We start from the raw sequence: 26,055 nt of genomic DNA, 5'->3' as shown, positions 1-26,055 counted from the left end.
GTCCGCCCGTCAGTCTGCCGCTCGCACCTGATCGAGCAACGCCTGCAACGGATGCCGCAGTTGCTTCGACGACATGCGCTTCACCTGGCTGCGGCACGAGTACCCGGTCGCCAGCGCCTCGCCTCGTTCCGCGGAACCATCTACGTGCGCCGCCCACGATTGCGCATAGATCGCCTTCGACGTCGCGAGATTGCGCGCCTCGTGCCCATAGGTGCCCGACATCCCGCAGCAGCCGGCCGCCTCGACCGTCAGGCGCAGACCGCGCCGCGCGAATAGCTGCGCCCATTGCCTGCCGCTGTCCGGTGCGTTGGTCCGCTCGGTGCAGTGCGGCAGCAGCCGAAGCGCGGCGCCCGATGCGCGGCCCGCGCGGGCTTCCGGCAACGCATCGAGCAGCCACTCCTGCGGCAGCGCGACCTGCGGCAGGTCGACGAGCCCGGTCACCTTCAGGTATTCCTGCCGATACGTGAGCGTCATCGCCGGATCGAGGCCGACCAGCGCGACGCCCGAGCGTGCAAGCGCGGCGAGCTGCGTCGCGTTGCGGATCGCCGCCCGCTCGAACGCGCGCAGAAAGCCCTGCACGTGCAGCGCCTTGCCGTTCGGCGCGAGCGGCGCGAGCCATACCTGGAAACCGATGCGCGCGGCCAGTTCGATCAGCGTCGCCAACTGCTCGGTGTCGAAGTAACGCGTGAACGTGTCCTGCACGATGACCACACTGCGCGCGCGCTGCGCGTCGGTCAGCGCGGCGAGCGCCTGCGGATCGGCCGGCCGCACGCGCCATTGCCGCAGCGCGGCCGCGAGATCGAAGCGGCTCAGCAGCGGGCTGTCGACCATGCCGACCTGACGCTCGAGCAGCGTGCGCACCCACCCGGCCGCCATCATCCGGTTGTACAGCGCGGGCACGCGTGCGAGCCACGGCATCGTGAATTCGAGCGAGCCGATCAGATAGTCGCGCAGCGGCCGCTGATAGCGCTGGTGATACAGCTCCAGAAAGCGCGAGCGGAACTCGGGCACGTTGACCTTGACCGGGCACTGCCCCGCACACGACTTGCACGCGAGGCAGCCGGCCATCGCGTCGTACACCTCGTGCGAGAAGTCCGCTGCGCCGTTGCGCGCGGCGCGGCTGTTGCGCCAGCGCGTGACGATGCCCGTCGCCCACGGCTGCCGCACACGCGCCGCCGCGACGACGTCGACGCCGGCCTGCCCTTGCAGGCGCAACCATTCGCGCATCAGCGAGGCGCGCCCCTTCGGCGACTGCACGCGCTCGCGCGTCGCCTTCCACGACGGACACATCGCGTCGTCCGGGTCGAAGTTGTAGCACGCACCGTTGCCGTTGCAGTGCATCGCGGTGCCGTAGCTGCGCCACACGCGCTCGTCGATCTGCCGGTCGTGGTCGCCGCGCGTCGGCACCTCGTCGATCTTCAGCAGCCGCAGCGTGCGCAGCGGCGGCGTCGCGATCTTGCCGGGGTTCAGCTGGTTGTGCGGATCGAACGCGGCCTTCAGCTGCTGCAGCGACGGATACAGCTCGCCGAAGAACGCCGGCGCGTATTCCGACCGCACGCCCTTGCCGTGCTCACCCCATAAAAGGCCACCATGCCGCTGCGTGAGCGCGGCGACCGCATCCGACACCGGCCGCACCAGTGCCGCCTGCTTCGGGTCCTTCATGTCGAGCGCGGGGCGCACGTGCAGCACGCCGGCGTCGACGTGGCCGAACATCCCGTATTGCAGCCCGTGAGCATCGAGCAGCGCGCGGAATTCGGCGATGTATTCGGCGAGGTTCTCGGGCGGCACCGCGGTGTCCTCGACGAACGGCTGCGGGCGCGCCTCGCCCTGCACGTTGCCGAGCAGCCCGACCGCGCGCTTGCGCATCGCGTACACGCGCTTGACCGCGTCAGCGCCGCTCGCGAGCGTATGGCCGAAGCGCTCGACGCTCGTATCGGTGCGCAAATGCTCGACGAACGCATGCACGCGCGCATCGACGTCATGGGCGTCGTCGCCGCCGAATTCGATCAGGTTGATGCCGAGCGTCGGACGCCCGTCGTCCTGCGGGAAATACTCGGCCACGCTGCTCCAGACGAAATCCTTCATCGCGAGCATCAGCACCTTCGAGTCGACCGTTTCGATCGACAGCGGCCGATGGGCGAGCAGCGCTCGCGCATCGCGCAGCGCGTCCATGAAGCCGCCATAGCGCACGTTGACCAGCACCGAGTACTTCGGGATCGGCAGCACGTTCAGCTTCGCTTCGACGACGAAGCCGAGCGAGCCTTCGGCGCCGCACAGCACGCTGTTGAGATTGAAGCGGCCGTCGGCTTCGCGCAGGTGCGCGAGGTCGTAGCCGGTCAGGCAGCGATTGAGCTTGGGGAATTTCGCGTCGATCAGCGCCGCCTGTTCGTCGCGGATGCGGCGCGCGGTGCGATACACGTCGCCGACGCGGTCCTGCCGCGCGCAGCGGCGTTCGAGTTCGGCTTCGGCGACGGCATCGCTGCGCAGTTGCTCGCCGCCGAGCAGCACGAAGTCGAGCGCGAGCACGTGGTCGCGCGTCTTGCCGTAGGTGCAGCTGCCCTGCCCGCTTGCGTCGGTATTGATCATCCCGCCGATCGTCGCGCGATTCGACGTCGACAGCTCCGGCGCGAAAAACAGCCCGTGCGGCTTCAGCGCGGCATTGAGCTGATCCTTGACGACGCCGGCCTGCACGCGCACCCAGCGCTCGTCGGCGTTGATTTCGAGAATCCGGTTCAGGTTGCGCGACAGGTCGACGATCACGCCGTCGGTCAGCGACTGCCCGTTGGTGCCGGTGCCGCCGCCGCGCGCCGCCACCGCGACGCCGCGATGCTCGGGCTGCGCGAGCACGCGCGCGAGCAGCCGCACGTCGTCCGCATGCGCGGGGCTAATGACCGCTTGCGGCAGGCGCTGATAGATCGAGTTGTCGGTGGCCTGCACGGTGCGGTTCGCGTGGTCGGCGCGGATTTCGCCGGCGAAACCGCCAGCCTGCAGCGCGGCGAGGAAGTCGCGGTAACGGGCCTCGAGCGGGCTGACGGGACGGGACAACGGAGCGATCGGCATGGAATGGCAGCGCAAAGTGATGGGAGCCGTTGCGCGGCCTCGATTAAAACCATGAGTTTTGAGCAAGTTTTCACGCGCGCGGGAAATCCAGTATCTTGCGGAACGGTCCGACGAACAAACGAATTCTGCCCCATCAACGCTTGCATAAAACTCATGAATTATCGCCGCCTGACCCCGTCGATGTCGCTCTTGCTGGTGTTCGAAGCCGCCGCACGGCACGAGAGCTACACGCGTGCCGCCGACGAGCTGTCGCTGAGCCAGAGCGCGATCAGCCGGCAGGTGCAGACGCTCGAGGCTCAACTCGGCGTCGCGCTGTTCCGGCGCGAGGGCCGCTCCGTGAAGCTGACCGAGGTCGGGCGGCGCTACTTCGCCGAAGTGAGCGGCGCGCTCGGGCGCATCCGCGGCGCGACGCTGCAGGCGATGTCGCATCAGGCCGGCGCCGGCACGCTGCGGCTCGCGACGTTGCCGACCTTCGGTTCGAAATGGTTGCTGCCGCATCTGCACGGCTTCTACGCCGCGCATCCGGGCGTGACGGTGCATCTGCATTCGCGGATCGGCGCGATCGACTTTCACACCGACGACGTCGATGCGGCCATCACGGTCGGCACCGGCGACTGGCCGGGCCTGCACGCGCACCGGCTGTCCAACGAATTCCTGATCGCGATCGCCAGCCCGGCCGCTGCCGGGCAGCGCAACGCCAAGGCGCGGGCGCCCGCCTGGGCGGCCGGCCAGACGCTGCTGGGCGTGACCAGCAATCAGCACGCGTGGGCCGAGTGGTTCGCGCATTTCGGCCTCGATCATCGCGACATGCGGGTCGGGCCGAGCTTCGAGCTGACGTCGCACCTGATCCAGGCCGTGCGGGCCGGCATCGGCATCGGCCTGGTGCCGAAGGTGCTCGTCGAAGACGAACTGACCCGCCACGAGCTCGTGCCGATCGGCGACGCGATCACGAGCCGGCGCAGCTACTATCTCGTGTATCCGCCGGAAAACGAAACGCTGCCGTCGCTGGCCGCGTTTCGCGAATGGCTGCTGAAAGCGTGCTGACAAATCGTGCCGACGACGACACGCTCGCGCGGCGCGAGCCGCCATGCGGGCGTCGGCCTGCGCATGCGACCGATGCGTCGAGGCCCCCTGAGCGACGCCATTTTCGTTACATTCGTGCTACGAATGCTCGGATGCTACGTCACGCGGCGGGCGGCGCTTCATTGCCGCCGCCCACCGCGTACGATCAACCGCCCGCAGACCGCCCGGTTCGGCCGCCCTGCGCACCACCGTCAGGAACCCTCGCCATGAAGAAGCTCGTGAACCTCCCGTCCGATGTCGTTAGCGAAATGCTCGAAGGCATCGCGCGGCAGTCGCCGCATGTCGCGATCCTCGGCGACGAGCACGTGCTCGTGCGCCAGCCGCTGCCCGAGCCGTCGCGCCGGCCGGTCGCCGTGCTGTCCGGCGGCGGCAGCGGCCACGAGCCCGCGCACGGCGGTTACGTCGGCGAAGGCATGCTGAGCGCGGCCGTGTGCGGCGAGGTGTTCACGTCGCCGTCGACCGACGCCGTGCTCGCCGCGATCCGCGCGAGCGCCGGGCCGAACGGCGCGCTGCTGGTCGTGAAGAACTACACCGGCGACCGCCTCAATTTCGGGCTGGCCGCCGAACTCGCCCGCGCGGAAGGCATCCCGGTCGAGATGGTGATCGTCGCCGACGACGTGTCGCTGCGCGGTGTCGTCGAGCGCGGCCAGCGGCGCGGCATCGCCGGCACCGTGCTGATTCACAAGCTGGCCGGCGCCGCCGCCGCACGCGGGCTGCCGCTCGCGCGCGTCGCGGCCGTCGCGCGCGAGGCGGCCGCCGAGCTCGGCACGATGGGCGTCGCGCTGGATGGCTGCACGATCCCCGGCGCGGACAAGTCCGGGTTCAGCCTCGCCGATCACGAGATCGAGCTGGGCCTCGGCATCCACGGCGAGAAAGGCGTCGAACGCACCGCGCCGCTGCCGGCCGACGCGCTGGTCGAGACGCTGCTGTCGCGCATCGTCGCCGACCTCGTGCTCGATCGCGGCGAACGCGTCGCGCTGCTGGTCAACGGCCTCGGCGCGACGCCCGACATGGAGCTCGCGATCGTGCTGCGCGCCGCGTACGACAACCTGACCCGGCGCGGCATCACGGTCGCACGCGCCTGGGCCGGCACGTTCCTGTCGGCGCTGAACATGCCGGGCTGCTCGATCTCGCTGCTGCGGCTGAACGACGAACGGGCCGCGCTGCTCGACGCGCCGACGCAGGCGCGCGCATGGCCCGGCGGCGGCGCAGTGAACCCGCATGTTCGAATCGACGCGCCGGTCGCGCACGAGCCGCCGCCCCAGCCGGTCGATGCGGCCGCGAGCGCATGGGCTGCGCGTTTGCAGCCGGCGCTGCGCGCGGTCGCGCAAGCACTGCTCGACCACGAAGCGACGCTGACGGAGCTCGATACCGCGGCCGGCGACGGCGATCTCGGCGCGAGCATGCATCGCGCCGCGCAGGCGATCCTCGCGCTGCCGGACACCGCCTACGGCGCGCCGGCCGCTACGCTCGCGGCGTTGGGCGCCGCGTTGCGGCGCGCGATCGCCGGCAGTTCGGGACCGTTCTATGCGAGCGCGTTGTTGCGCGCATCGCGGCGCCTTGCCGACGCGTCGGACCCCATCGCGCCGTCCGCGCGCGACTGGGCGGCTGCGCTGCGCGGCGCAGCCGACGCGATCAGCGAACTCGGGGGCGCGCGCGCGGGCGACCGCACGATGCTCGATGCGTTGGTGCCGGCCGCCGACGCGTTCGGCCGCGCGCTCGATCACGACCACGACGTCGCGAGCGCATGGGCGGCCGCCGTGCAGGCCGCCGAACACGGCGCGCGGCAAACGGCCGACATGCCGCCGCGCGCGGGACGGGCGAGCTATCTCGGCACGCGCGCGCTCGGTACGCCGGACGGCGGCGCCGTGGCCGTCACGTACTGGCTGCGCGCGTTGCTGCCGCACGTGCGGTAGGCGGGGCGCGGGCGCCGCGGGCAGGCGTTTGCGGCCATCGCGTGCGTGGTAGGGCTGGGCGCGGCGTGGCGCACTCGGTTCGGCATCGTTGTCGCCGGCCGGCGCGCTCGCGGGGTGCGTCGCTGGAGGCATGGAACCGCCCGCCATGTCGCCCGCGACCGGCTGTGCGCGTTGCAGCCACACGTGCGGTAGAAGGGGCGCGGGCGGGCGTGTGCGGCCATCGCGCGCGTGGTAGGGCTGGGCGCGGCGTGGCGCACCCGGTTTGGCGTCGTTGTCGTCGGCTGGCGCGCTCGCGTGGTGCGTCGCTGGAGCGGACCGCCATGTCGCCCGCGTCGCGGGAGGTAAAGCGGACGCTGCAAACGGGGGCCGCAGCAAGCGCGCGCGACGCGTGGTATGTCGTGCCGTGCTGTGCATTGTTGTGCCGCTTCGGGCCATGCCTTGCCATGCGGTCCCGCTCTGCGCCGCGGGGGCCTCGCATCACCTCGCATCACCACCCCACCCCAGCTCCCCTCCCCGGGGAAAACCCCGATCCTCACATCGTCCTATGACATCCGGCGTCGCTAATTGGCGGGATTACTTTGATCCTCGTCGGCGCCCGTCCGGGCGCATGCTGATAGCGAGGATCCCTCATGCGATACGTGCCATCGATGACTTCCGTTTCCGCGGCCGCTTCCGTTGCGGACGACGCGGCTTCCCGCGGCGATGAGCCGCACTGTCTGCCGCGCGTCGCGATCGCGGCCGCGGCCCTCGGCAATGCGACCGAATGGTTCGACTACGGCATTTACGCGTACGGGCTCGCCTATATTTCGGCCGCGCTGTTTCCGGGCAGCACGGCCAGCGCGACGCTGTTCGCGCTCGGCACGTTCGCGATCTCGTTCCTGATCCGTCCGCTCGGCGGCCTGTTCTGGGGCCCGCTCGGCGACCGCCTCGGCCGCAAGCGCGTGCTCGCGCTGACCGTCCTGACGATGTCGGGCGCCACGCTGCTGGTCGGCGTGCTGCCGACCTACGCGAGCGCCGGCTGGCTCGCGCCGGCCGCCCTGATCGTGCTGCGCATGGTGCAGGGCTTCTCGACCGGCGGCGAATACGGCGGCGCGGCGACCTTCATCGCCGAATACGCGCCCGACGCGCGACGCGGCCTGTGCGGCAGCTTCCTCGAGTTCGCGACGCTCGCCGGGTTTTCGCTCGGCGCGCTGCTGATGCTCGGCTTCGCGCTGCTGCTCGGCGACACCGCGATGCACGCCTGGGGCTGGCGACTACCGTTCCTCGTCGCGGCGCCGCTCGGGCTGATCGGCTTCTACCTGCGCTCGCGCCTCGAGGAAACGCCGGTGTTCCGCGAGCTCGAAGAACAGGCGCAGCGGCGCGAGCAGAGCGCCGCGGCCGCCGCGCTGCCGCTCGGCCGGCTGCTGGTCCGCTATGCGAGGCCGCTGCTGCTGCTCGGCGGGCTCGTCGTGGCGCTGAACGTCGTCAACTACGTGCTGCTCGCGTACATGCCGACCTACATGCACAAGGAACTCGGCGTCAGCGAAAACCTGTCGCTGTTGATTCCGCTGCTCGGCATGCTCGCGATGATGGTGCTGCTGCCGTTCGCCGGCTGGCTGTCGGATCGCGTCGGCCGCAAGACGATGTGGTGGATCTCGCTCGTCGGGTTGTTCGTCGCGGCCGTGCCGATGTTCGCGCTGATGACGCACGGCGTGCTCGGCGCATTCGTCGGCTTCGCGGTGCTCGGCCTGCTGTACGTGCCGCAGCTCGCGACCATTTCCGCGATGTTCCCGGCGATGTTTCCGACCCACGTGCGCTATGCGGGCATGGCGATCGCGTACAACGTGTCGACGTCGCTGTTCGGCGGCACCGCGCCGATCGTCAACGACTGGCTGATCGGCAAGACCGGCAACACGATGATCCCCGCCTACTACATGATGGCCGCGTGCGCGGTCGGGCTCGTCGCGCTGTCGGCGGTGATCGAGACGCGCGGCTGCTCGCTGCGCGGCGACGCGGTACCGGGGCAAGCACGTTGACGCGCGACCGAGCACGCAGCGCCTCCCATAAACGGTAACCGTCGAATCGCCCGCCGCCCGGCACCGGACGGCGGGCGATCTGCGTTTCAGGTGCGGCGGATTGGCGATGTCGTCGCCGCGCGCGCATGATCGCGCGGCCGTCCGTTTCGATCTCGCATGCGCGGCCGTCGACACCGGTTGCTTGGCGAGGCTCCGAGGCGCCGGCGCTTTCGCGTGCGGCTCCTTAGGGTCTGTTTACATTCAACGAAATGTGTTTACATCTTGTCTTTTGCGCGAGCAGGCCAAGATGATTCGAACGTTACTGAGCAACGAGGTATGGGCACGAATCGAATCGGTGTTGCAGGGCAAGGAAGGCGATCCAGGGCGAACGGCGACCGACAATCGCTGGTTTATCGAAGGGGTTCTGTGGATTGGCCGGACCGGTTGCCCGTGGCGCGATCTGCCGAAGGAATTCGGACGATGGCATACGGTGTACATGCGCTTCTCCCGGTGGCGTCGCAAAGGCGTGTGGGGGCGCGTTGCGCACGCAGTGTCCGACGAAGCGGAGATCAAACGCGTGCTGATCGACTCGACCATCGTGCGTGCGCACCAGCATTCGGCCGGGGCCCGAAAAAAAGCGGCCCGCAAGGGCTCGGGCGTTCGCGCGGTGGACTGACGACCAAGCTGCATCTGGCTGTCGATGAAGCCGGGCGCCCCCTGCGAATGATCGCCACCGAAGGACAGGTCTCGGATATTTCCCGTGCGCACGAATTGGTTGAGCATTTGCGCACAGGTGCTGTGATCGCCGACAAATGAAATGAACGCGTCCCACCCTGCGGCCGAGTGGGAGGAAACGGAAGGGTGTGGACCCTCACGGGCCAACGGCATCGATGTGCCTAGGTGGAAAATGCACGCATTTCCAAAGCAACCGGAGGATCCACGATGGACAGTATTGCAGTCGGTGTAGACATCGCCAAGCACGTGTTCCAGGTTCATTACATCGATCAGGAAACGGGCGAAATCGTGAACAAGCCTATCAAGCGGGCCAAGTTTCTTGAGCACTTTGCCAACCGTGCCAGATGCCTGATCGGAATGGAAGCCTGCGGTGGAGCGCACCACTAGGCGAGGCAGTTGATCCAGATGGGCCACGAAGTCAGGTTGATGCCGGCGGAGTTCGTGAAGGCATTCAACATTCGGAACAAGAGCGATGCGGCCGATGCCAAGGCGATCTGGCTGGCGGTGCGGCAGCCCGGCAAGCCGGTGGCGGTGAAAACGGAAATGCAGCAGGCGATGTTGACGTTGCACCGGATGCGCGAGCAACTGGTGAAGTTCCGCACGATGCAGAGCAACGGACTGCGAGGGCTGCTGACGGAATACGGCGAGGTGATGAGCCGGGGCCGCGCGAAACTGGATGGCGAGATTCCGGCGGTGCTGGGGCGGCTTGCAGAGCGATTGCCAGTAGCGTTGATCGCCACGTTGCGCGAGCACTGGAACGAGCTGGCGAGGCTGGACGGACAGATTGCCGAGATCGAGCGACGCATGCGTGCGTGGCAGAAGGAGAACCGGGCTGTGAAGGCGATCAGCGAGATTCCCGGTGTCGGCCTTCTGACGGCGACGGCAGCGGTGGCGATGATGGGTGACGCAAAGGCATTCAGATCAGGTCGAGAGTTTGCGGCATGGGCGGGACTGGTGCCGGAGCAGACGGGCTCAGGTGGCAAGGTGAATCTGCACGGTATCAGCAAGCGCGGCGACACGTATTTGCGCACGCTGCTGATTCACGGTGCACGCAGCGTTCTGACACACGCGAAAGATCCTGGCCCCTGGGTCGAGCAGATGAAGAAGCGGCGACCAATGAACGTAATCGTCGTCGCGTTGGCCAACAAGATGGCAAGAACGATCTGGGCCGTGCTGGCTCACGATCGGCAGTATCAGAAAGGCTACGTGAGTGTGAGACCCGTTTGAACAGGCCAACACCGGGTTGAAGATAAACGTTTAACACAGGGTGAACGTCGAAAGGTTGCGCAGCAATCGAGTGCGATGACAAGCCAGGTAGGACCGGGACTCGCTAAACCTGTATAGCCTGATGAGCTTCGAGCTCGCCGGACAAATGAGGTGCGAGTCAGCGAATTTCATAGGGGCCTGCAGCAGTTGTACCGGCTGCAACAAGGCCGGATATAAAGCTGCAGCCCATCCTGTCAGTCTGAACCCACGAAAACTGTTGCAAACGGGACGCGTTCATATAAAGGCTATGACTCGGATGCCTTCGTGAACACCATCCGCGCTGCACATGCGAAGGCCGTTATTCCACCGCGCTCGAATCGAAAGACCAAGCGGCTCCACTCGTTACGACAAGCTCGCAGGCAACTATCTCGCCTTCGCGGTGCTTACCTGCGCCTTTGGGCCGCTGGTGAGAATGTGAACAGGACCTAGTGCAATTGCGTGCGGTGTGACGCGGGTGTCGCGTGCCGCGCGCGACGTCGCGCATGGTGCGTGCCCGGTGTACTGCACCGCTATGGCGCACGTCGACACCAACGGTACGACTAATCGATCGGTCGGGCGATGCGGCACTGCACCACCCGCTTGTCACCGGCTCGCGAATCGGAGCTTCGTCGGTCGGCGCACCGCGGCTTTGGACGGCCGTTGCGCGGCCGATGCACAGAAGCTGCAAGACATCCGCATGACAAAAACGGTAGTTTGCTATCGAATTACTTTGCCCCTATCATCTCGTGCATGACGAATCTGCCCGATCTCCGCCTCGCCGTCAGCAGCCTGCTGGTGCTCAGCGCGCGCAAGTGGCGCCGCACCAGCGACGCGGTGCTGACCGCATACAACGTGTCCGAGGCCTGCGCCACGCCGCTGCTGATCGCCGGGCGCCTGGGCGAAGGCGTGCGCCAGGGCACGCTGGCCGAACACGTCGGCATCGAAGGGCCGTCGCTCGTGCGGCTGCTCGACCAGCTGTGCGCGGCCGGTCTCGCGCGCCGCGACGAGGACCCGTACGATCGTCGCGCGAAAACGATCTCGCTGACGGCCGCCGGCCGCTCGGTCACCGCGAAGATGGAAGAAGACCTGCGCGTGCTGCGCGCGCAGGTGCTCAAGGGCGTGTCGCGCGCCGACCTCGAGGCGACGCTGCGCGTGCTGAATGCGTTCAACGCCGCCGACGTGCCGAACCCGGCCCCGGGCGCGCCGCAATCCGCCAGTTCCGCGTCATGACCTTTCCGAGCCTTCGCGACTGGCTGTTCTCGGGCAAGACGTTCGCCGCGTCGATGCTCGCGCTGTACCTCGGCCTGTATTTTCAGCTGCCGCGTCCGTACTGGGCGATGGCGAGCGTCTACATCGTGTCGAACCCGTTCGTCGGCGCGACGCGTTCCAAGGCGCTGTATCGCGCGCTCGGCACCGCGCTCGGCGCAGCCGCCGCGATCCTGTTCGTGCCGCCATTCGTCGAGACGCCGATCCTGTTCAGCATCATCGTCGCGACGTGGTGCGGCACGCTGCTCTACCTCGCGATCTCGGACCGCACCGCGCGCAGCTACGTGTTCATGCTGGCCGGTTACACGATGCCGCTCATCGCGCTGCCGACGGTGGCCGATCCGTCGACGATCTTCGACGTCGCGATCGCCCGCACCGAGGAGATCGTGCTCGGCATCGTGTGCGCGAGCGTGGTCGGCAGCACCGTGTTCCCGAACCGGCTCGCGCCGACGCTGATCGAACGCACCGATGCATGGTTCAAGGATGCCGCGTTCTACGGGCGCGAGACGTTGTCCGGGCATCTCGCGGGCAAGGCGCTGTCCGCGTGCCGCCAGCGCCTCGCCGCCACCATCACCGGCCTCGAGTTTCTGCTGAGCCAGCTGAGCTACGACCACGCGCATCCGCGCGTGCTCGAGCGCGCGCAGGCGCTCGCGGGCCGGATGCAGCTGTTCCTGCCGCTGATGTCGTCGCTGGCCGACCCGCTCGTCGCGCTGATGCGCGAACTGAAAGTGCGGCCGCCCGGGCTCGACGCGCTGCTCGCCGACGCCGCGAAGTGGTTCGATGCGCCGCTGCCGGCCGTGAAGGCCGACACCGGCGGCGAGATGGCGCACGATCCGGCCGCGGACGACCTGCGCGCGCGCATCGCGTCGCTGCAGCCGCCCGACAGCGCACTCGCGAGCTGGGACGGCGCGCTGCTGTCGAATGCGCTGTGGCGGCTGCGTCAGGTCATCGACATCTGGCAGGACTGCCGCTCGCTGCGCGCGCTGATCGCGAACGAGTCGGGCATCTGGCAGCCGCGTTTCAGGCACTGGCGGCTCGGCGGCACCGAGCGTTTCTTCGATCGCGGGATGATGCTGTTCTCGACGCTGACCGTGGCCGGCGCGATCGTGTTCGCGTGCTGGCTGTGGATCGCGTCGGGCTGGCACGACGGCGCCGGCGCGGTCACGCTGGCCGCCGTCGCGTGCAGCTTCTTCGCCGCGCTCGACGAGCCCGCACCGCTCGTGTTCAAGTTCTTCCTCGCGACCGCCGCGAGCGTCGTGTTCGCGGGCCTGTACCTGTTCGCCGTGCTGCCGCACGTGCACGACTTCGCGATGCTCGTGCTGATGTTCGCCGGCCCGTTCATCCTGATCGGCACGCTGCTGCCGCGCCCGCAGTTCAACATGGTGACGATGCTCGTCGCCGTCAACACGGCGACCTTCATCAGCATCCAGAGCGCGTACGACGCCGACTTCTTCGTGTTCCTGAACAGCAACCTCGCCGGTGTCGCCGGGTTGCTGTTCGCGTATCTGTGGACGCGCGCGACGCGGCCGTTCGGCGCCGAACTCGCCGTGCGACGGCTGCTGCGCTCGGGCTGGGAGGACGTCGCGCGCTCCGCGTCGACGCAGCCGCTCGACGACCAGCGCAACCATGCGTCGCGGATGCTCGATCGCGTCACGCAATTGCTGCCGCGGCTCGGCGCGTCGGACGATCATCGTCATCCGTCGATCGAGAGCTTCCGCGACCTGCGCATCGCGCTGAACGCGCTCGACCTGCGCCGCGCGCGCCGCAGACTGTCGGGCGACGTGCCCGATGCGATCGACCGCGTGCTGGCCGGCGTCACCGATCACTACGCGCGCTGCGCGGCCGCCAACGCACGGCAGCCGGCGCCGCCCGCGCTGCTCGCGTCGATCGACGATGCGCTGCGGCGCGTGGCGGGCCGCACGCGGCCGCACGCCGCGTCGGCCGGCGCGGCGGAGGCCGGCGCGACGCCTGCGGCACCGACGTCGCGCGCCGCGCACCGGCGCTTGCGCAATACGCTGCACGCGCTCGTCGGGCTGCGGCTGTCGCTGTACCCGGCCGCGGCCGCGCAGCCGCCGCAGGCCACGGCGGACGGAGCACGCGCATGATCCGGCTTTCCCACCCGTCCTTCCGAGCGCGACCATGATCGGCGAAATCGACATCTTCGGCGTATTCGTGCCGGCTCCCCTCGTGCTGATGCTGATCGCGTATCTGATCAACATCGTCGTGCGCGCGCTGCTCGAGCGCGTCGGCTTCTACCGCCTCGTCTGGCACCGTTCGATCTTCGATCTCGGCATCTACGTGTTCGTGCTTGCCGCCGTCGTGGTCGTGTCTCACCATCTCGTGGCTAGCTAATCGTGAAAAAAACCTGGTACTCGGCAGGACAGATCCTGCTCACGCTGATCGTCGTCGTCGTGGCCGCCCTCGTGTTGTGGCGCATCATCAATTACTACATGTTCTCGCCGTGGACCCGCGACGGGCACGTGCGCGCCGACGTGATCCAGGTCGCGCCGGACGTGGCCGGCCTCATCACGTCGGTGCAGGTCGCCGACAACCAGGAGGTCAAGCGCGGCCAGGTGCTGTTCGTGATCGATCAGGCGCGCTACACGCTCGCGCAACGCCTCGCCGAAGCGACCCTCGCGCAGCGCCGCGCGACGCTCGCCCAGGCGAAGCGCGAATATGCGCGCAACCTGCAGCTCGGCAATCTGGTGGCGAGCGAACAGGTCGAGGAAAGCCGCACGCGCGTCGAGCAGGGCGAAGCCGCCGTCGCCGATGCGCAGGTGTCGCTCGACACCGCGAAACTGAATCTCCAGCGCACCACGATCGTGAGCCCGGTCGACGGCTATCTGAACGATCGCGCGCCGCGCACCGGCGAATACGTGGCGGCCGGCCGTGCGGTGCTGTCGGTCGTCGATCGCAACTCGTTCCGCGTGGACGGCTATTTCGAGGAAACCAAGCTGCGCGGCATCCATATCGGCGAGCCGGTCGACATCGTCGTGATGGGCGAGCCGCATCCGTTGCGCGGCCACGTGCAGAGCATCGTCGCCGCGATCGAGGATCGCGACCGCACGCAGGGCGCGAACCTGCTGCCGAACGTGAACCCGGCATTCAGCTGGGTGCGGCTCGCGCAGCGCGTGCCGGTGCGCGTCGTGCTCGACGAGGTGCCGGACGATTTCCGGATGATCGCCGGCCGCACCGCGACCGTCGCGGTGCGCTCGCATGACGCGCGCCGTGACGACAAGACGCGGCCGGCATCGGCGCCCGCCGCGGCCAGCGCGACTGGAGCATCGCAATGAAGCGGCATGGGCTGCGCCTCGCGGCGGCGCTCGCGCCGCTCGCGCTCGCACTCGGCGCGTGCAAGTCGGTCGGCCCCGATTACGCGCTGCCGCAGCACGCATACGTGAATGCGCCGCTCGCGAACCATGCGCTCGACGATGCGGACGGCGCGCTCGTCTCGCGCGATGCGGTGCCCGGCAACTGGTGGCAGCTGTACGACGATCCGGTGCTGAATGCGCTGGTGCAGAGCGCGCTGAAATCGAACACCGACCTGCGCGTCGCTGCAGCGAACCTCGCGCGCTCGCGCGCGGCGCTGGAGGTCGCCAACGAACAGGGCGGCTTCTCGGGCCACGCCGAAGCCGGCGTGCAACGCGCGCAGGAATCGGCCGAACAGTATCTGCTCGAGAACAAGCTGCCGGTCGTCAACGAAGGCGCGGTCGGCATCAACGTGTCGTACGAGCTCGATCTGTTCGGCAAGCTGCGGCGTGGCGTCGAGGCCGCGCACGCGGACAGCGACGCGGTGCAGGCGGCGGCCGACCTCGCGCGCATCACCGTCGTCGCGGATGTGGTGCGGGCGTACGTCGAGTCGTGCTCCGCCGGCGACGAACTCGCGATCGCGAAGCAGTCGCTCGCGCTGCAGCAGCAGCGTGTGAAGCTGTCGCAGCGGCTGCGCGACGCGGGACGCGGCAATCAGACCGACGTGACGCGCGGCGTCACGCAGGTACGCACGCTGTCGGCCGACATCCCGCGCTTCGAAGGCCGGCGCAAGATCGCGCAATACCAGCTCGCCGCCTTGCTCGCGCGAGCGCCCGCAGATCTGCCGAAGGCCGTCGCCGAATGCGAGCGGCTGCCGCGGCTGCGCCAACCGATCCCGATCGGCGACGGCGCCGCGCTGCTGCGCCGCCGTCCCGACGTTCGCGAAGCCGAGCGCCAGCTCGCGGCTGCCACGGCCCGCATCGGCGTGGCAACCGCCGCGCTGTATCCGTCGGTGAGCATCGGGTTATCCGCGGGTTCGGTCGGCGTCGCCGCCGATCTGTTCTCGTCGACCACCAACCGCTGGTCGTTCGGGCCGCTGATCAGCTGGGCGTTCCCGATCAACGGCCAGCGTGCGCGCGTGCGCGAAGCCGAAGCGGCGACCGGCGGCGCGCTCGCGCACTTCGACGGCGTCGTGCTGAACGCGCTGCGCGAAACGCAGTCGAGCCTCGCGACCTATGCGGCCGACGTGCAGCGCACCGACGCGCTGCGCACGGCCTACGAATCGGCGCGAAGTTCCGCCGACGAAACGCACCGGCTCTATATGGCCGGGCGCGAGTCGTTCATTTCGGATCTGGATGCGACGCGCACGTTGACGAGCGTGCGCGCGCAGGTCGCGGCGGCTGAGGGGCAGGTTGCGGCGGATCAGGTCAGGTTGTTCCTCGCGCTCGGCGGGGGGTGGGAGGGCGATGGGGAGGTGGTGGCGGGCGTGGCGGCGGGTTCGGGGGCGGGTTCGGCACCAGCATCGGCGGCGGCTAAGTCGGCGGCATCGGCAATGGGTCGGTAAGTTTCCGTGTGGCGACAAAGCGCGACGAGCGTGTCGCGTCTACTACCGCCCCGCGGTCGCGGTTGCGTTCACGCGCAATCGCCGTTGCGGAGAAGACCGCGCCGACATCGCGCCGCACCCGCATTCCCGATAAACTCGTCTGCGGTTTTCGTCCTTCGCTCGCCGCGCGTCGCGCGGCTCACTTCCCGGAGAGTCCTCATGCGAACCAGCGCCCGTAACCAATTCCCCGGCCGGATCGACGTCGTCAAGCCCGGCGCCGTCAACGACGAAGTCACGCTGCGTACCGACAATGGCCTCGAGATCGTCGCCGTGATCACGCACGGCAGCGCAGCGTCGCTGGGCCTCGCGGCGGGGACGAACGCCTTCGCGCTCGTCAAGGCGTCGTCGGTGATCGTGATGGTCGACGTCGACAGCAGCAAGGTATCGGCCCGCAACTGCATCGCCGGCACCGTGTCGTCGATTGCGAAAGGCGCGGTGAATTCCGAAGTCGTGATTCGCGCAGCCGGCGGCGCCGAGATCGTCGCGATCGTTACCAACGATAGCGTCGATCGTCTCGGTCTCGCGAGCGGCAAGGCCGCATCCGCAGTCTTCAAGGCATCGAGCGTGATCGTCGCCGTCGCGTGATTGGCCGTTCACGCAGCTGAGCGCCGTAACGACCCGGAGCAGTTGGCGACACCCGTATGCGTTGGCTGCGCAAATCAGCTTGCGGGCATAGCAACAAGATCGATGTTTTGAAGACATCCGCCGCGACGTCGTCGGCGTGGCCGCCACGCGTTAGCGCCGGCATGGGCGAGCGCGCGGTAAGTGCCGCGCTCGCACCGAATAATCAGCATTGGTACCGCAGGGGAACGAGGAACGACGCCCCATAAACGGTTACTTTGCCGTCCAGGCAGACGACGTCCTCGTCTTTGTCAGTGCCGATGACGGTGATGAATGTCCGGAAAATGCGCGTGACTGTGCGTGATCGGCAGATGCACGTGCGGATGGGTGTGCGGCTCGTTGCCGTCGTACGGAAAGTCGTGCGCGTGCTGATGGTGTTCGTCGTGACGATGCCGGTGCGCGTGTTCGAGCCGTTCGTGCGCGTGCTCGTGTTCGTGCCGCTCGCGCACATGCAGCCAGATGCCGAGCGCCATCAGTGCGGAGGCGGCCCAGAACGTGACGGACGGCAGCGCCGGCCAGATCAACAGTGACAGCAAGACGCCGAACAGCGGCGCCACGGAGAAGTACGCACCCGTGCGTGCGCTGCCGAGGTGGCGCAGCGCGACGACGAACAGCACGAGACTGATGCCATATCCGCCGAGTCCGGTGAGCATCGCGGCGAGCGTAATCGGAACGGTCGGCAACGCGGCGCCCGTCGCGAGCGCGATGGCGATATTCACCGGGCCCGCGACGAGGCCCTTCACGCATGCGATGACCATCGCGTCGTTCGCGGCGACCTTGCGCGTCAGGTTGTTGTCGATCGCCCAGCACAGACAGGCGCCGGCAATCAGCAGCGCACCGGCCGGCACGCCCGCCTGGGCCGGCGCCCACGACAGCAGGATGCCCCCGGCGACGATCGCCACCATGCCGCCGAACACCTGCAGATCGACGTTCTCGCGGAATACGACCCACGCGATGACGGCGGTCAACACGCCTTCCAGATTGAGCAGCAACGCGCTCGTCGCGGCCGGCGTCGTCGACAGCCCGAGCATCAGCAACGCAGGGCCTGCGATGCCGCCGGCCGCGATCGCACCGGCGAGCCAAGGCAGTTCGGCACGTTGCAGCGGTGCGGCGCCATCCGTCGACGGACGGTGCCCGCGCAATGCGCGCAGGCCGATTACAACCCCGAGGCCGACACCGCTGCCGAGATAGAAAAGACCTGCGACCATGAACGGCGACATCGTACCGATCAGCGCCTTGGCGAGCGGCGTCGCAGCGCCGAACAAGACGGCGGCTGTGAGCGCGACGAGAATTGCGGAACGTCTCGGGTTCATGATGCGGATTGGCGTTGAGGGTCGTGAGTGGGTATCGGTATTGTGCGCCGGGAGATCGGGCCAGCGGGCGGCGGGCGGTGCTTCAGCGAAATCGGTTTTGCGGTGCGTTTACATCGAGCGCCGGGCAGCGCGATTCGGTTGAGCTTTCGGCTGCGGGTGGTATTGCGTCGCGCGCATGATGCGTGCCGGCGCGGCGGTTCGGGCGAGACATTATGGCGGTTGCGGCGCGCGGCGACAATCGACGTAAGGCAATCGCGGCGCGGCGTGGTGATAGCGCATCGGGGCTCGCTGACGTGCTGGCCGATCGGGCGCGGCGAAGCCGATATCTGCGATATGGATTCGTGCGGAGCTACTCGGCCGGCTCTTCGTCGGAGATCTGTCGGCGTGAGTCGCGCCGAGGTGTGGCGATATCAGTAGCCCGAACTATTATTGTTTGCGGTGAATCTGTTCGTGAGGTCGCAACTTGCGATTGCGTATACGGCTTCGTATCGGATTTATATCCACTCGACGCGATTGATGCGTTGCCTGCGTCGTCGCGTGTCTGCGCAGCGGCGGTTCTGCGCAGCGGCGCAGCGCGCGGAGCGGCGGACGGTCGGGATAGTTCGTCGATTGGGGTCGACAGCAAAGGGCGCGGCGACAAAGCGGACACCGATGACCCACGGGCCAAGCGCCGTCGACCGCCAGGCAGTTCGATGCCGGTGCGATGATGGAAATCAGGTGATGGCGGTGTGGGCAGTGCAGGTCGTACCGACGCGCTCTTGAGCGTTCGCCGGTCCGTCACACGATGCACTGCATACGCAGCGCGGACTGGATGTTGCCGCGCGCTCGCGCGGCAACACATCGGGCGTTACTCGTTCGCAGCCGTCTGCTGTTCGGCCTGCGATGCTGCGTCCGAAGGCGCATCCGTCGGTGCATCTGCGGCCGCCGGCTGCGCTACTGCCGCGTCGACAGGCGCCTGCGCTTTCGGCTGCTGCGGTGCACCCTTTGCTGCCTGCGCCCCACCCTTGCCCGGCCGGCGCGATTTCAAGCGGCGCGCGCGCGCGGCATCGTCGTGCGTCACGCGACCGGCTTCGTTACCTTGCAGATCGACCCGCACCGCGTCTTCGACCAGACACGACCAATAACGATTGCCGCGGCACCACGTGGACATCGCTTCGCGCAACTCCGCTTCGCTCAGCCCGACGGACTGCGCCTCGCGCGCGAGGTCGTCCCAGATGCCGACCTTCAGGGGCACCTTCGGAGCCGGATTCTTCGGGAATGCGCGCGGGAACCGACGCTGCAGTTTGCCGATCGCGACGATGACCGGATCGACCGGCGTCGACGGTTTCGCCGAAGCGGGCTTGGCGCCGGACGGCGCTTTGGCCGGGGCACCCGATTTGGCCCCGCGAGCCGGCCGGTTGCCCGACTTGGGCTTTGCACCGGCGTCCGGTTGCATTGCCGGTTGCTTCGCGTTGCGCTCCTGCTTGGCCTTAGCTGCGAGCTGCGCCCGCAATTCGGCAAGTTGTTCAAAACCCATAAATTCAATCCACCAGGAATATAAGGCGTGGTTCGTGCAGCCGCTTCGCACATCGACATGCCGCATCGCATGCGGCTTGTTTGCCGCCGATGCACGCGATTGCGGGGCCGCATCGCCATCGCCGCTGTTTCAGGCACCCGGCCACGATGCCGGAGAAGGCAGGAGTGGAAGTATACCGGTACGCGCGACGGTCGGTTCGCCGACGGGTTCATATTTGGCTGGAACCGGGGCCGCGGGGCGTCCGAATCAGCGTGCTGCGCATTATCGCTGCGTTTTCGTCGAATAACGACCGCGTGTTACGTAGCGCCGCTTTACCCGCGTTTGAGGTGCGGTGCGTAATGCGTGTAATGCGTGCGTTGTTCCGCCGCACGAAACTTGGACGTTGTCATTGGCGGCGTTGGCGTTCGCATGTCGCGTTACGGGTCATTCAACATATGGCTGTGCCATCCTTTGCATGCTGCGTGTCGCGCGGTCGGTGCGTTCAGTGATTCGCGTCACACGCTGCCGTGGTGGCCTTGGTTGCGTATGCATCGATATGCAATCGCATGCCATGTGGGCACTCGTACGATGGCGGCGACGGGAGGCGGCATCAGGTATCTCCGGTCGACGGCATGTGCCAACGACGATCGGCAGCATCTACATCGGATCCGGCAATGCAACGGAAACTGGCGGTGTGCGCCCTGTCCGCATTACATCGAGGCTGCGAATCCTTCCAATTGATAGCAACGGAGCCGCGTATTGGGAAGCGTCGTGTATGGGACTGCTTCGTATCAACGGGTTCGCATTGACGATCGATCAAAACACGCCAAGCGCTAACCCGGCAGCAAGCGCTGCACCGGTCTCCGCGCAGCGCTCGAGATCCTCGCGGTCGATCATTTTCGGCGCGAGGATGCGCTCGGGCGTCTGCGCGTGGGTACAGACGATCAAGCCCGGCACCACACGCCTGAGCCGCCATCCGGTCGCGATTCGATCGATCTGGCGCAGCGCGTTCTGTCCGTCGCTGCCCGCACAAATCATCGCCGCATACGGACGACCGTTCACGCGATCGACCGCCGCGTAGTAACAGCGATCGAAGAAGTCTTTCATCATCCCGGACATCGCCGCGAGATTTTCCGGCGTCGCGAACAGATATGCGTCGGCGGCGAGCACGTCGTCTGCGTGCGTCTCCTCGGCACGCTGCAACCGAACGTCGACGCCGGGCTGCTCGCGCGCCGCGGCGGCGGCCGCTTCGACCATTTGCCGTGTGCCTCCGGTCATCGTGTGATAGACGATCAACAGCGTCTTCATCTGTATTCGCTCTCTCTATTCGGTCGCGTCAGATTCAGCCGCGCTGATGGCGGGTAGCGGAGTGCGCGTGGGCCCGCATCTGCGCGTTGTCCAATTGCGGCGCGTGACTGCTGTATTGGATACCGGATTAGCCCCGCGCCGGCGCCGACGAATCCGCGTCGGCCGGACGGCCGTAGTACGTGAGAAACATGTCCGCGGCCGCTTGCGCGACCTTTTGCTGCTGCGCAACTTCGAGCGGCGGCTGACCAAGCGTCACTTGCGGCCAGAACGCGAACGCCTTCACGATGCCATGCAGTTGGTGGGCAGCAAATTCCGGATCGGGAGCGGACAGGCGACCGGCCGCCGCGGCCGCGCGAATCCAGACGGTCAAATCCTCCTCGCGTTCGCCAATGCGCTCCACCATGTCGCGTGAACGTTCCGGCGAGTGAATGACGGCGCCGATCGCAACGCGTGCCAGTGCGAGAAACGCTTCGTCGCTCAGCAGCCGCAGTTTGCGGTCAAGCAATACGAGCAACTGCTCCCGCAGCGGCACGTCTGCGCGATAAGCGGACACGCCGACGGTGCACGTCGCATCCCATAAGCGATGCAGGATCGCGGCGAACAACGCCTCCTTGCCGGGGAAATGGTTGTACACCGTGCGCTTCGACACATTTGCGCGCGCGGCGATGCGATCCATGCTGGTCGCGTCGTAGCCTGCCGCGAGAAATTCCTTGATCGCGGCATCAAGGATGGCCGCTCGCTTTCTTTCGGTCAGGCGCTCAGAGGGTGTGTTCGTATTCATGAAAGAAATTCTATACCGTTGAGTTTACTTTTCGCCCAACAGATCTACACTGCTCGGTATACTTTTATTGACGGGAAATCAAATATGGCGTCCCCGCTCGTTTTTCTTCATCGGGTCCTCGGTATCGCAGCCGCGAGGCGTGGCCGCGATTTGTCCGGCGGCTCGCCACAACACGATGGCGAGCGCTTCCGCAACACGACGGCAAGGCCCGCGGAGAGTTTTGGCAAGACGCTTCGCATCGCCTGGAACATGCTGTTCAACAAACCGCGCAACACGGTGCCGACGGGCGTTTTACCAATCGATCCGCTTACTCGCGAGCAACTCGACGCAGCTCCGGATCGGAGCCTGTATCGGCTCGGGCATTCGACGTTGCTATTCAAGTTGCGCGGCGAATTCTGGTTGACGGATCCGGTATTCGCCGAGCGAGCATCGCCGTTTCGGCGCGTGGGCCCAAAACGCTTCCATGCGCCGCCGATTGAACTCGGCGATCTACCGCCGTTGCGCGGCGTGATACTTTCCCACGATCACTATGATCACCTCGATCGCGATGCGGTGAGCGCGCTGGCGGACACCACGAGTGTCTTCGTTACGACGCTCGGTGTCGGCGACCGCCTGATCGAATGGGGCATCGACGCCGGGAAGGTGCGCCAGCTCGACTGGTGGCAAAGCGTTGACGTCGCCGGCCTGACGCTCACCGCGACGCCCGCCCAGCATTTTTCGGGGCGCAGCCTGTTTGACGGCAATAGCACGCTGTGGGCGTCGTGGGTCATCGTTGACGACGAACTGCGCATGTTCTTTAGTGGCGACACCGGGTACTTCGACGACTTCCGAATGATCGGCGAGCGCCTCGGACCGTTCGATGTGACATTCGTCGAGACCGGAGCGTACGACCCGCAATGGCCATACGTGCATATGCAGCCGGAGGAGACAATCCAGGCCCATATCGATCTGCGAGGTCGTACGCTGATCCCAATTCATAACGGCACATTCGATCTCGCGATGCATTGCTGGCACGAACCGTTCGAACGTGTCACCGCGTTGTCGGTCGCCCACGGCATTCAATTGTCGACTCCAAGGATGGGCGAGCGGGTGGATCTCAACGAGCCGCATCGCGGCGAACGGTGGTGGCGAACAGTTAAGCAGGCATTGGCAGCGCCTTCCAAGAAGGTGTGGCGATGGCCATTGTGCGCAGCGCGATCGGCGAAGTAGACGCACGGAGTCGGGGCGGCTATGCGTCGATTTGTCTGCGCCCCGTGGCGCTAGCGCATCTCGCTCCTGAAGCCCCATGCGAGAAAACAACCAATTGGCTTCGGGGAGTCTGCGGTTGCTCAGCGACGCGATTGTCGATCACCCTGCTGGGAATCGTGTCGTCGCGGGCTTTAGTGTCGGGAACACTGATTCGGATTCGGCAGCACCCGCCTCTCGCCGATCGGAGGTTGGCGCCTTTTCAACCACGAACTCTAGGTCCCCGCCGTCATCGGTCGGACTAACAGTTGCGCGCCCACACTGTGTTGTCACGTGACAACTGCACATTGCGCCCCTGCGGAAACCGCTCCACCGCCCGCTCGAATGTATCGAAAACTACATAATACGTTTCAGATACAATGAATGTAGTCGTATTGAGGGTGCCCTGGAGAATTTCAGACCCGGTCGCGCATGCGCCCCCTAATTCGAACCGGCAATGGCAGATCTTCCCGTGAAACAACATGAAGAATGCAGGGCAAACCATTGCAGGATAAGGGTTTCCGCTTGCGCCCGCTTTTTGGAGAAATGTTTCACGGCCAGTCGGCCGGCGCGTCTAGTCGTCACATCGTCGCCGAGAATCTCCCGTTAACGTGACGCGACGAGGGGCGCTATCTGCCCCACTCCACACCTGGCTGGCGCGCGGCACGCGAGACCGCACTAAACCCAACATCCGATAGCTTCGGCTGAGGATGTACGGCGCGATATTAGGGGCAGATCATCGCACGGCTGTCATGGCATGCAGGGCTGTAGGTCGTTGGGCCCATCGCCGAGCGTCACGCGCGGCCGATGTTTCTCGAGCCCCGCTCGCATATGAAGAACCGACGCGCGGTTGTCACGTAACAACCCAGTCGACCCTCGGTCTTATCCCCGAAGCGATCGAAATCCGGCGCGCGCCGTAACGCGCCGCATTTCGGCTCCTTCGGTATCAACGCCAGCCGCCGCTTGGGCGCAAGTCGTTGTCACGTGACAACCGCCTTCCGCATCCGGCCGCATTTGAGCGTGGCCCGTGGCTCTCAGCAAGGTTTAGAGCCCCAGCAAAGGCAAGGCGCCAACGCGCTGTGCCAAAGACATCCGCGATTGTTGGTCGCCCACACCGTTGTTAGGTGACAACCTTCATCAAGGGATCGGTGCTTGGGCGTCCTGGGCACTTGAGCGTTGGCACCATCCAACATGAAATACGGGCCACCCAGATCAATGAGTGCATAGAAAAGCGATTTGTCACTTCGGCAATCACTGCCCGATTTAAAGCCATTCCGTCCGTGCCGCTCGAAGATCAGCTACGGTAGCTATCCAGCCGACTTGTCACGTGACAACTAAGGATGGCTCGCGCCTCGAAATAAGCCGTTTCTCTGGACTTTCCAAAAATATTTGCATATATTACGCAAAACTCCTTGGAGAGATTTAATGGCTTTCAAGATCGCCGTCAGCAACCAAAAAGGTGGGACCGGAAAGACGACCATCTCGGTCAACATCGCGGCCGCCTTCGAAGCAGGCGGCAACAAAGTCGCCTTGATCGATGCCGATCCCCAAGGCACTTCAGTGCGATGGGTCACGAGCGGGGAAAATACGCTTCCGATGACGGTCCTGTCCCTCGCCCCGGCCGGCCGAGGAATCGGTGGCGAGATCAAAAAACAAGATGCGAATTTCGACGTAATCGTCGTCGATTGTCCGGGTAACCTCGAAGATCCACGAATCGCATCAGTGCTTGAAGTTGCCGACTTCTGCCTGGTGCCGCTGTCGCCGTCGCCCGCCGACCTTTACAGTACCGTCGCCATGATTCGCATGATCGAGTCGATGCGAGCCGTTAGAAACCCAAATCTTTCTTCTGCGTTGATGTTAAATAGCGTCAATGGAAAAACTAAAATGAGAGAAGAGATTTTAAAAATTCTAAAGGCAGAAGAAATAGGGGAGCATCTGCTCGATAGTCAGATCGCGCAGCGCGAGGTCTACCGGCAGACATTTGCTCTCGGCACGACGATTCACCATCACAACCGATATCTGAAAGGGCTGAAGGAGGCCCGCGCGGAGATCGAAAAACTCGTTACAGAAATGGCCCAATACATCGCGTCGACGCGCGCCACCGGAGCCGCTCATGGCTAAGGACACTTCGAAGGAAAAAAAGCCGACGGGCAATCTGCATCTCGCGGCCGGTCTGCTGCGCGGCCTCGCGCAAGAAAACGCCGCACTGGAAACGCGCTTGCCCGAGCCCTCGGCGGCGTCGAATACCGCCGTCGAAGCCGCGATCGCAATCGCGCCGACCGTGACGACGCCAACCGATACACCCGACCTCGGCGCACCGCAAAAAGTCGCGGTCAAGGACTGCATCCCGAATCCGTTCAACCCACGCGTGTTCTACTCTGAATCGAGCCTGCACGAACTGGCGTTGACGCTGAAGCGGGAAGGGCAGATCGAGCCGATCAAGGTGACGCGCCTTCCGGAATTCCCGGGCAAGCTCGTCGTGATCGATGGTCAACGCCGCCTGCGTGCGACGAGCATCAACGGCGACGAGACGATCAACGCGACGTTCCGTACCGATCACACGCCCGAGCAGCTCTACACGATCGCGTACCGCGCGAACCACGACCACGAACGCCAGACGATCTTTGACGATGCGGTCGCGTGGAAGCGCCTGCTCGACGAAAAGGTCTTTCCCGACCAGAACACACTCGCGGAAAAGATCGGCAAGGACAAAGCGTCGATCAGCAAGACACTATCGCTGAACGCACTGCCCAACACCCTCCTCGAGCGGATGGCCAGCGCCAACGACGTGGTCGGCCTGCAAGCGGCATATTTCCTGAAACTGATTTTCGAACGGGTTGGCGAAGCGGCTGCCGACCGTCTGCTCACCGCCGTCATGGAGCGCAAAAAGTCGGTGCGCGATCTGGAGAACTTCCTGCGTACGCAAGGCGACGGCAACAAGAAGACGGGACGCACGCGCTATAGCGTTCGTCACGATTTCGCGCTCGAGTCGCGCGCGGTCGGCCAGTTGAAGACCTACCCGGACGGACGACTCGATCTGCAGCTGAAAGGAGTCGATACGTCGCACCAGGAAGCTCTGGCCGATCAACTCAAAGCCGTGATCGACGCATACGTTGCCGAATTGGCCGTCGCGGCTCAGAAGTAAGCACGGAGAACCACGAC

At 66.1% G+C, this 26,055-nt stretch carries 17 protein-coding genes and 3 pseudogenes; 15 read left to right on the top strand and 5 right to left on the bottom strand.

Features of this window, described 5'->3' with window-relative positions; all coding sequences use genetic code 11:
• Positions 1–9: 9 nt before the first annotated feature.
• Positions 10–3,060, bottom strand: coding sequence for a D-2-hydroxyglutarate dehydrogenase YdiJ (gene ydiJ / locus EX20_RS19215; protein ID WP_034194412.1), 3,051 nt, complete (start codon positions 3,058–3,060; stop codon positions 10–12).
• Positions 3,061–3,213: 153 nt separating this feature from the next.
• Between ydiJ and EX20_RS19210 the strand changes: the two genes are divergently transcribed.
• From EX20_RS19210 to EX20_RS19160, 12 genes and pseudogenes are all read left to right on the top strand, one after another.
• Positions 3,214–4,104, top strand: a complete 891-nt coding sequence (locus EX20_RS19210) for a LysR substrate-binding domain-containing protein (RefSeq protein WP_034194411.1) — start codon at positions 3,214–3,216, stop codon at positions 4,102–4,104.
• A gap of 245 nt (positions 4,105–4,349) precedes the next feature.
• Complete coding sequence (locus EX20_RS19205) at positions 4,350–6,059, top strand: dihydroxyacetone kinase family protein (protein ID WP_034194410.1); 1,710 nt, start codon at positions 4,350–4,352, stop codon at positions 6,057–6,059.
• A gap of 629 nt (positions 6,060–6,688) precedes the next feature.
• Entirely contained in the window at positions 6,689–8,074 is a 1,386-nt protein-coding gene (locus EX20_RS19200; RefSeq protein WP_034194409.1) for an MFS transporter, read from the top strand.
• 286 nt (positions 8,075–8,360) lie between these two features.
• Positions 8,361–8,866, top strand: a pseudogene (locus EX20_RS19195) (IS5 family transposase); the annotation flags it as partial.
• 129 nt (positions 8,867–8,995) lie between these two features.
• A pseudogene (locus EX20_RS19190) lies at positions 8,996–10,015 on the top strand (IS110 family transposase).
• 279 nt (positions 10,016–10,294) lie between these two features.
• Positions 10,295–10,472, top strand: a pseudogene (locus EX20_RS32575) (IS5/IS1182 family transposase); the annotation flags it as partial.
• A 311-nt stretch (positions 10,473–10,783) separates the two neighbouring features.
• Positions 10,784–11,263, top strand: a complete 480-nt coding sequence (locus tag EX20_RS19185) for a MarR family winged helix-turn-helix transcriptional regulator (RefSeq protein WP_011879625.1) — start codon at positions 10,784–10,786, stop codon at positions 11,261–11,263.
• A complete protein-coding gene (locus EX20_RS19180) occupies positions 11,260–13,404 on the top strand; it encodes an FUSC family protein (protein WP_014725496.1) in 2,145 nt (714 codons plus the stop codon). The genes EX20_RS19185 and EX20_RS19180 overlap by 4 nt, the downstream gene beginning before the upstream one ends.
• Positions 13,405–13,438: 34 nt before the next feature.
• The gene (locus tag EX20_RS19175; protein WP_011879627.1) at positions 13,439–13,651 is read left to right on the top strand and encodes a DUF1656 domain-containing protein; all 213 of its coding nucleotides are present in this window, start codon (positions 13,439–13,441) and stop codon (positions 13,649–13,651) included.
• Positions 13,652–13,653: 2 nt separating this feature from the next.
• Complete coding sequence (locus tag EX20_RS19170) at positions 13,654–14,592, top strand: efflux RND transporter periplasmic adaptor subunit (RefSeq protein WP_034194408.1); 939 nt, start codon at positions 13,654–13,656, stop codon at positions 14,590–14,592.
• Complete coding sequence (locus EX20_RS19165; RefSeq protein ID WP_034194407.1) at positions 14,589–16,112, top strand: efflux transporter outer membrane subunit; 1,524 nt, start codon at positions 14,589–14,591, stop codon at positions 16,110–16,112. Before EX20_RS19170 ends, EX20_RS19165 begins: the two co-directional genes overlap by 4 nt.
• Before the next feature lie 198 nt (positions 16,113–16,310).
• On the top strand, positions 16,311–16,736 hold the full coding sequence (locus tag EX20_RS19160) for a TOBE domain-containing protein (protein ID WP_034194406.1): 426 nt from the start codon (positions 16,311–16,313) through the stop codon (positions 16,734–16,736).
• Positions 16,737–17,023: 287 nt separating this feature from the next.
• On the opposite strand, the gene EX20_RS19155 is transcribed toward EX20_RS19160, so the two are convergent.
• The 4 genes from EX20_RS19155 to EX20_RS19140 all read right to left on the bottom strand — a co-directional run bounded on the left by EX20_RS19155 (position 17,024) and on the right by EX20_RS19140 (position 21,669).
• Positions 17,024–18,085, bottom strand: a complete 1,062-nt coding sequence (locus EX20_RS19155) for a DMT family transporter (protein ID WP_034194405.1) — start codon at positions 18,083–18,085, stop codon at positions 17,024–17,026.
• An 847-nt stretch (positions 18,086–18,932) separates the two neighbouring features.
• The gene (locus EX20_RS19150) at positions 18,933–19,601 is read right to left on the bottom strand and encodes a ProQ/FINO family protein (RefSeq protein ID WP_034194404.1); all 669 of its coding nucleotides are present in this window, start codon (positions 19,599–19,601) and stop codon (positions 18,933–18,935) included.
• A 795-nt stretch (positions 19,602–20,396) separates the two neighbouring features.
• Positions 20,397–20,888, bottom strand: coding sequence for a flavodoxin family protein (locus EX20_RS19145; RefSeq protein ID WP_011879636.1), 492 nt, complete (start codon positions 20,886–20,888; stop codon positions 20,397–20,399).
• A gap of 127 nt (positions 20,889–21,015) precedes the next feature.
• A complete protein-coding gene (locus EX20_RS19140) occupies positions 21,016–21,669 on the bottom strand; it encodes a TetR/AcrR family transcriptional regulator (protein ID WP_014725502.1) in 654 nt (217 codons plus the stop codon).
• 84 nt (positions 21,670–21,753) lie between these two features.
• On the opposite strand from EX20_RS19140, the gene EX20_RS19135 reads away from it, so the two are divergent.
• The 3 genes from EX20_RS19135 to EX20_RS19125 all read left to right on the top strand — a co-directional run bounded on the left by EX20_RS19135 (position 21,754) and on the right by EX20_RS19125 (position 26,038).
• Complete coding sequence (locus tag EX20_RS19135) at positions 21,754–22,878, top strand: MBL fold metallo-hydrolase (RefSeq protein WP_034194403.1); 1,125 nt, start codon at positions 21,754–21,756, stop codon at positions 22,876–22,878.
• A gap of 1,440 nt (positions 22,879–24,318) precedes the next feature.
• The gene (locus EX20_RS19130) at positions 24,319–25,014 is read left to right on the top strand and encodes a ParA family protein (protein ID WP_014725504.1); all 696 of its coding nucleotides are present in this window, start codon (positions 24,319–24,321) and stop codon (positions 25,012–25,014) included.
• Entirely contained in the window at positions 25,007–26,038 is a 1,032-nt protein-coding gene (locus EX20_RS19125) for a ParB/RepB/Spo0J family partition protein (RefSeq protein WP_014725505.1), read from the top strand. Before EX20_RS19130 ends, EX20_RS19125 begins: the two co-directional genes overlap by 8 nt.
• Positions 26,039–26,055: the final 17 nt, after the last annotated feature.

This window comes from Burkholderia sp. WP42, from assembly GCF_000745665.1.
Taxonomy (GTDB): Bacteria; Pseudomonadota; Gammaproteobacteria; order Burkholderiales; family Burkholderiaceae; genus Burkholderia; species Burkholderia vietnamiensis.
The sequence above is the reverse complement of the archived record's forward strand: the minus strand, read 5'-3'. Positions and strand labels throughout refer to the sequence as shown.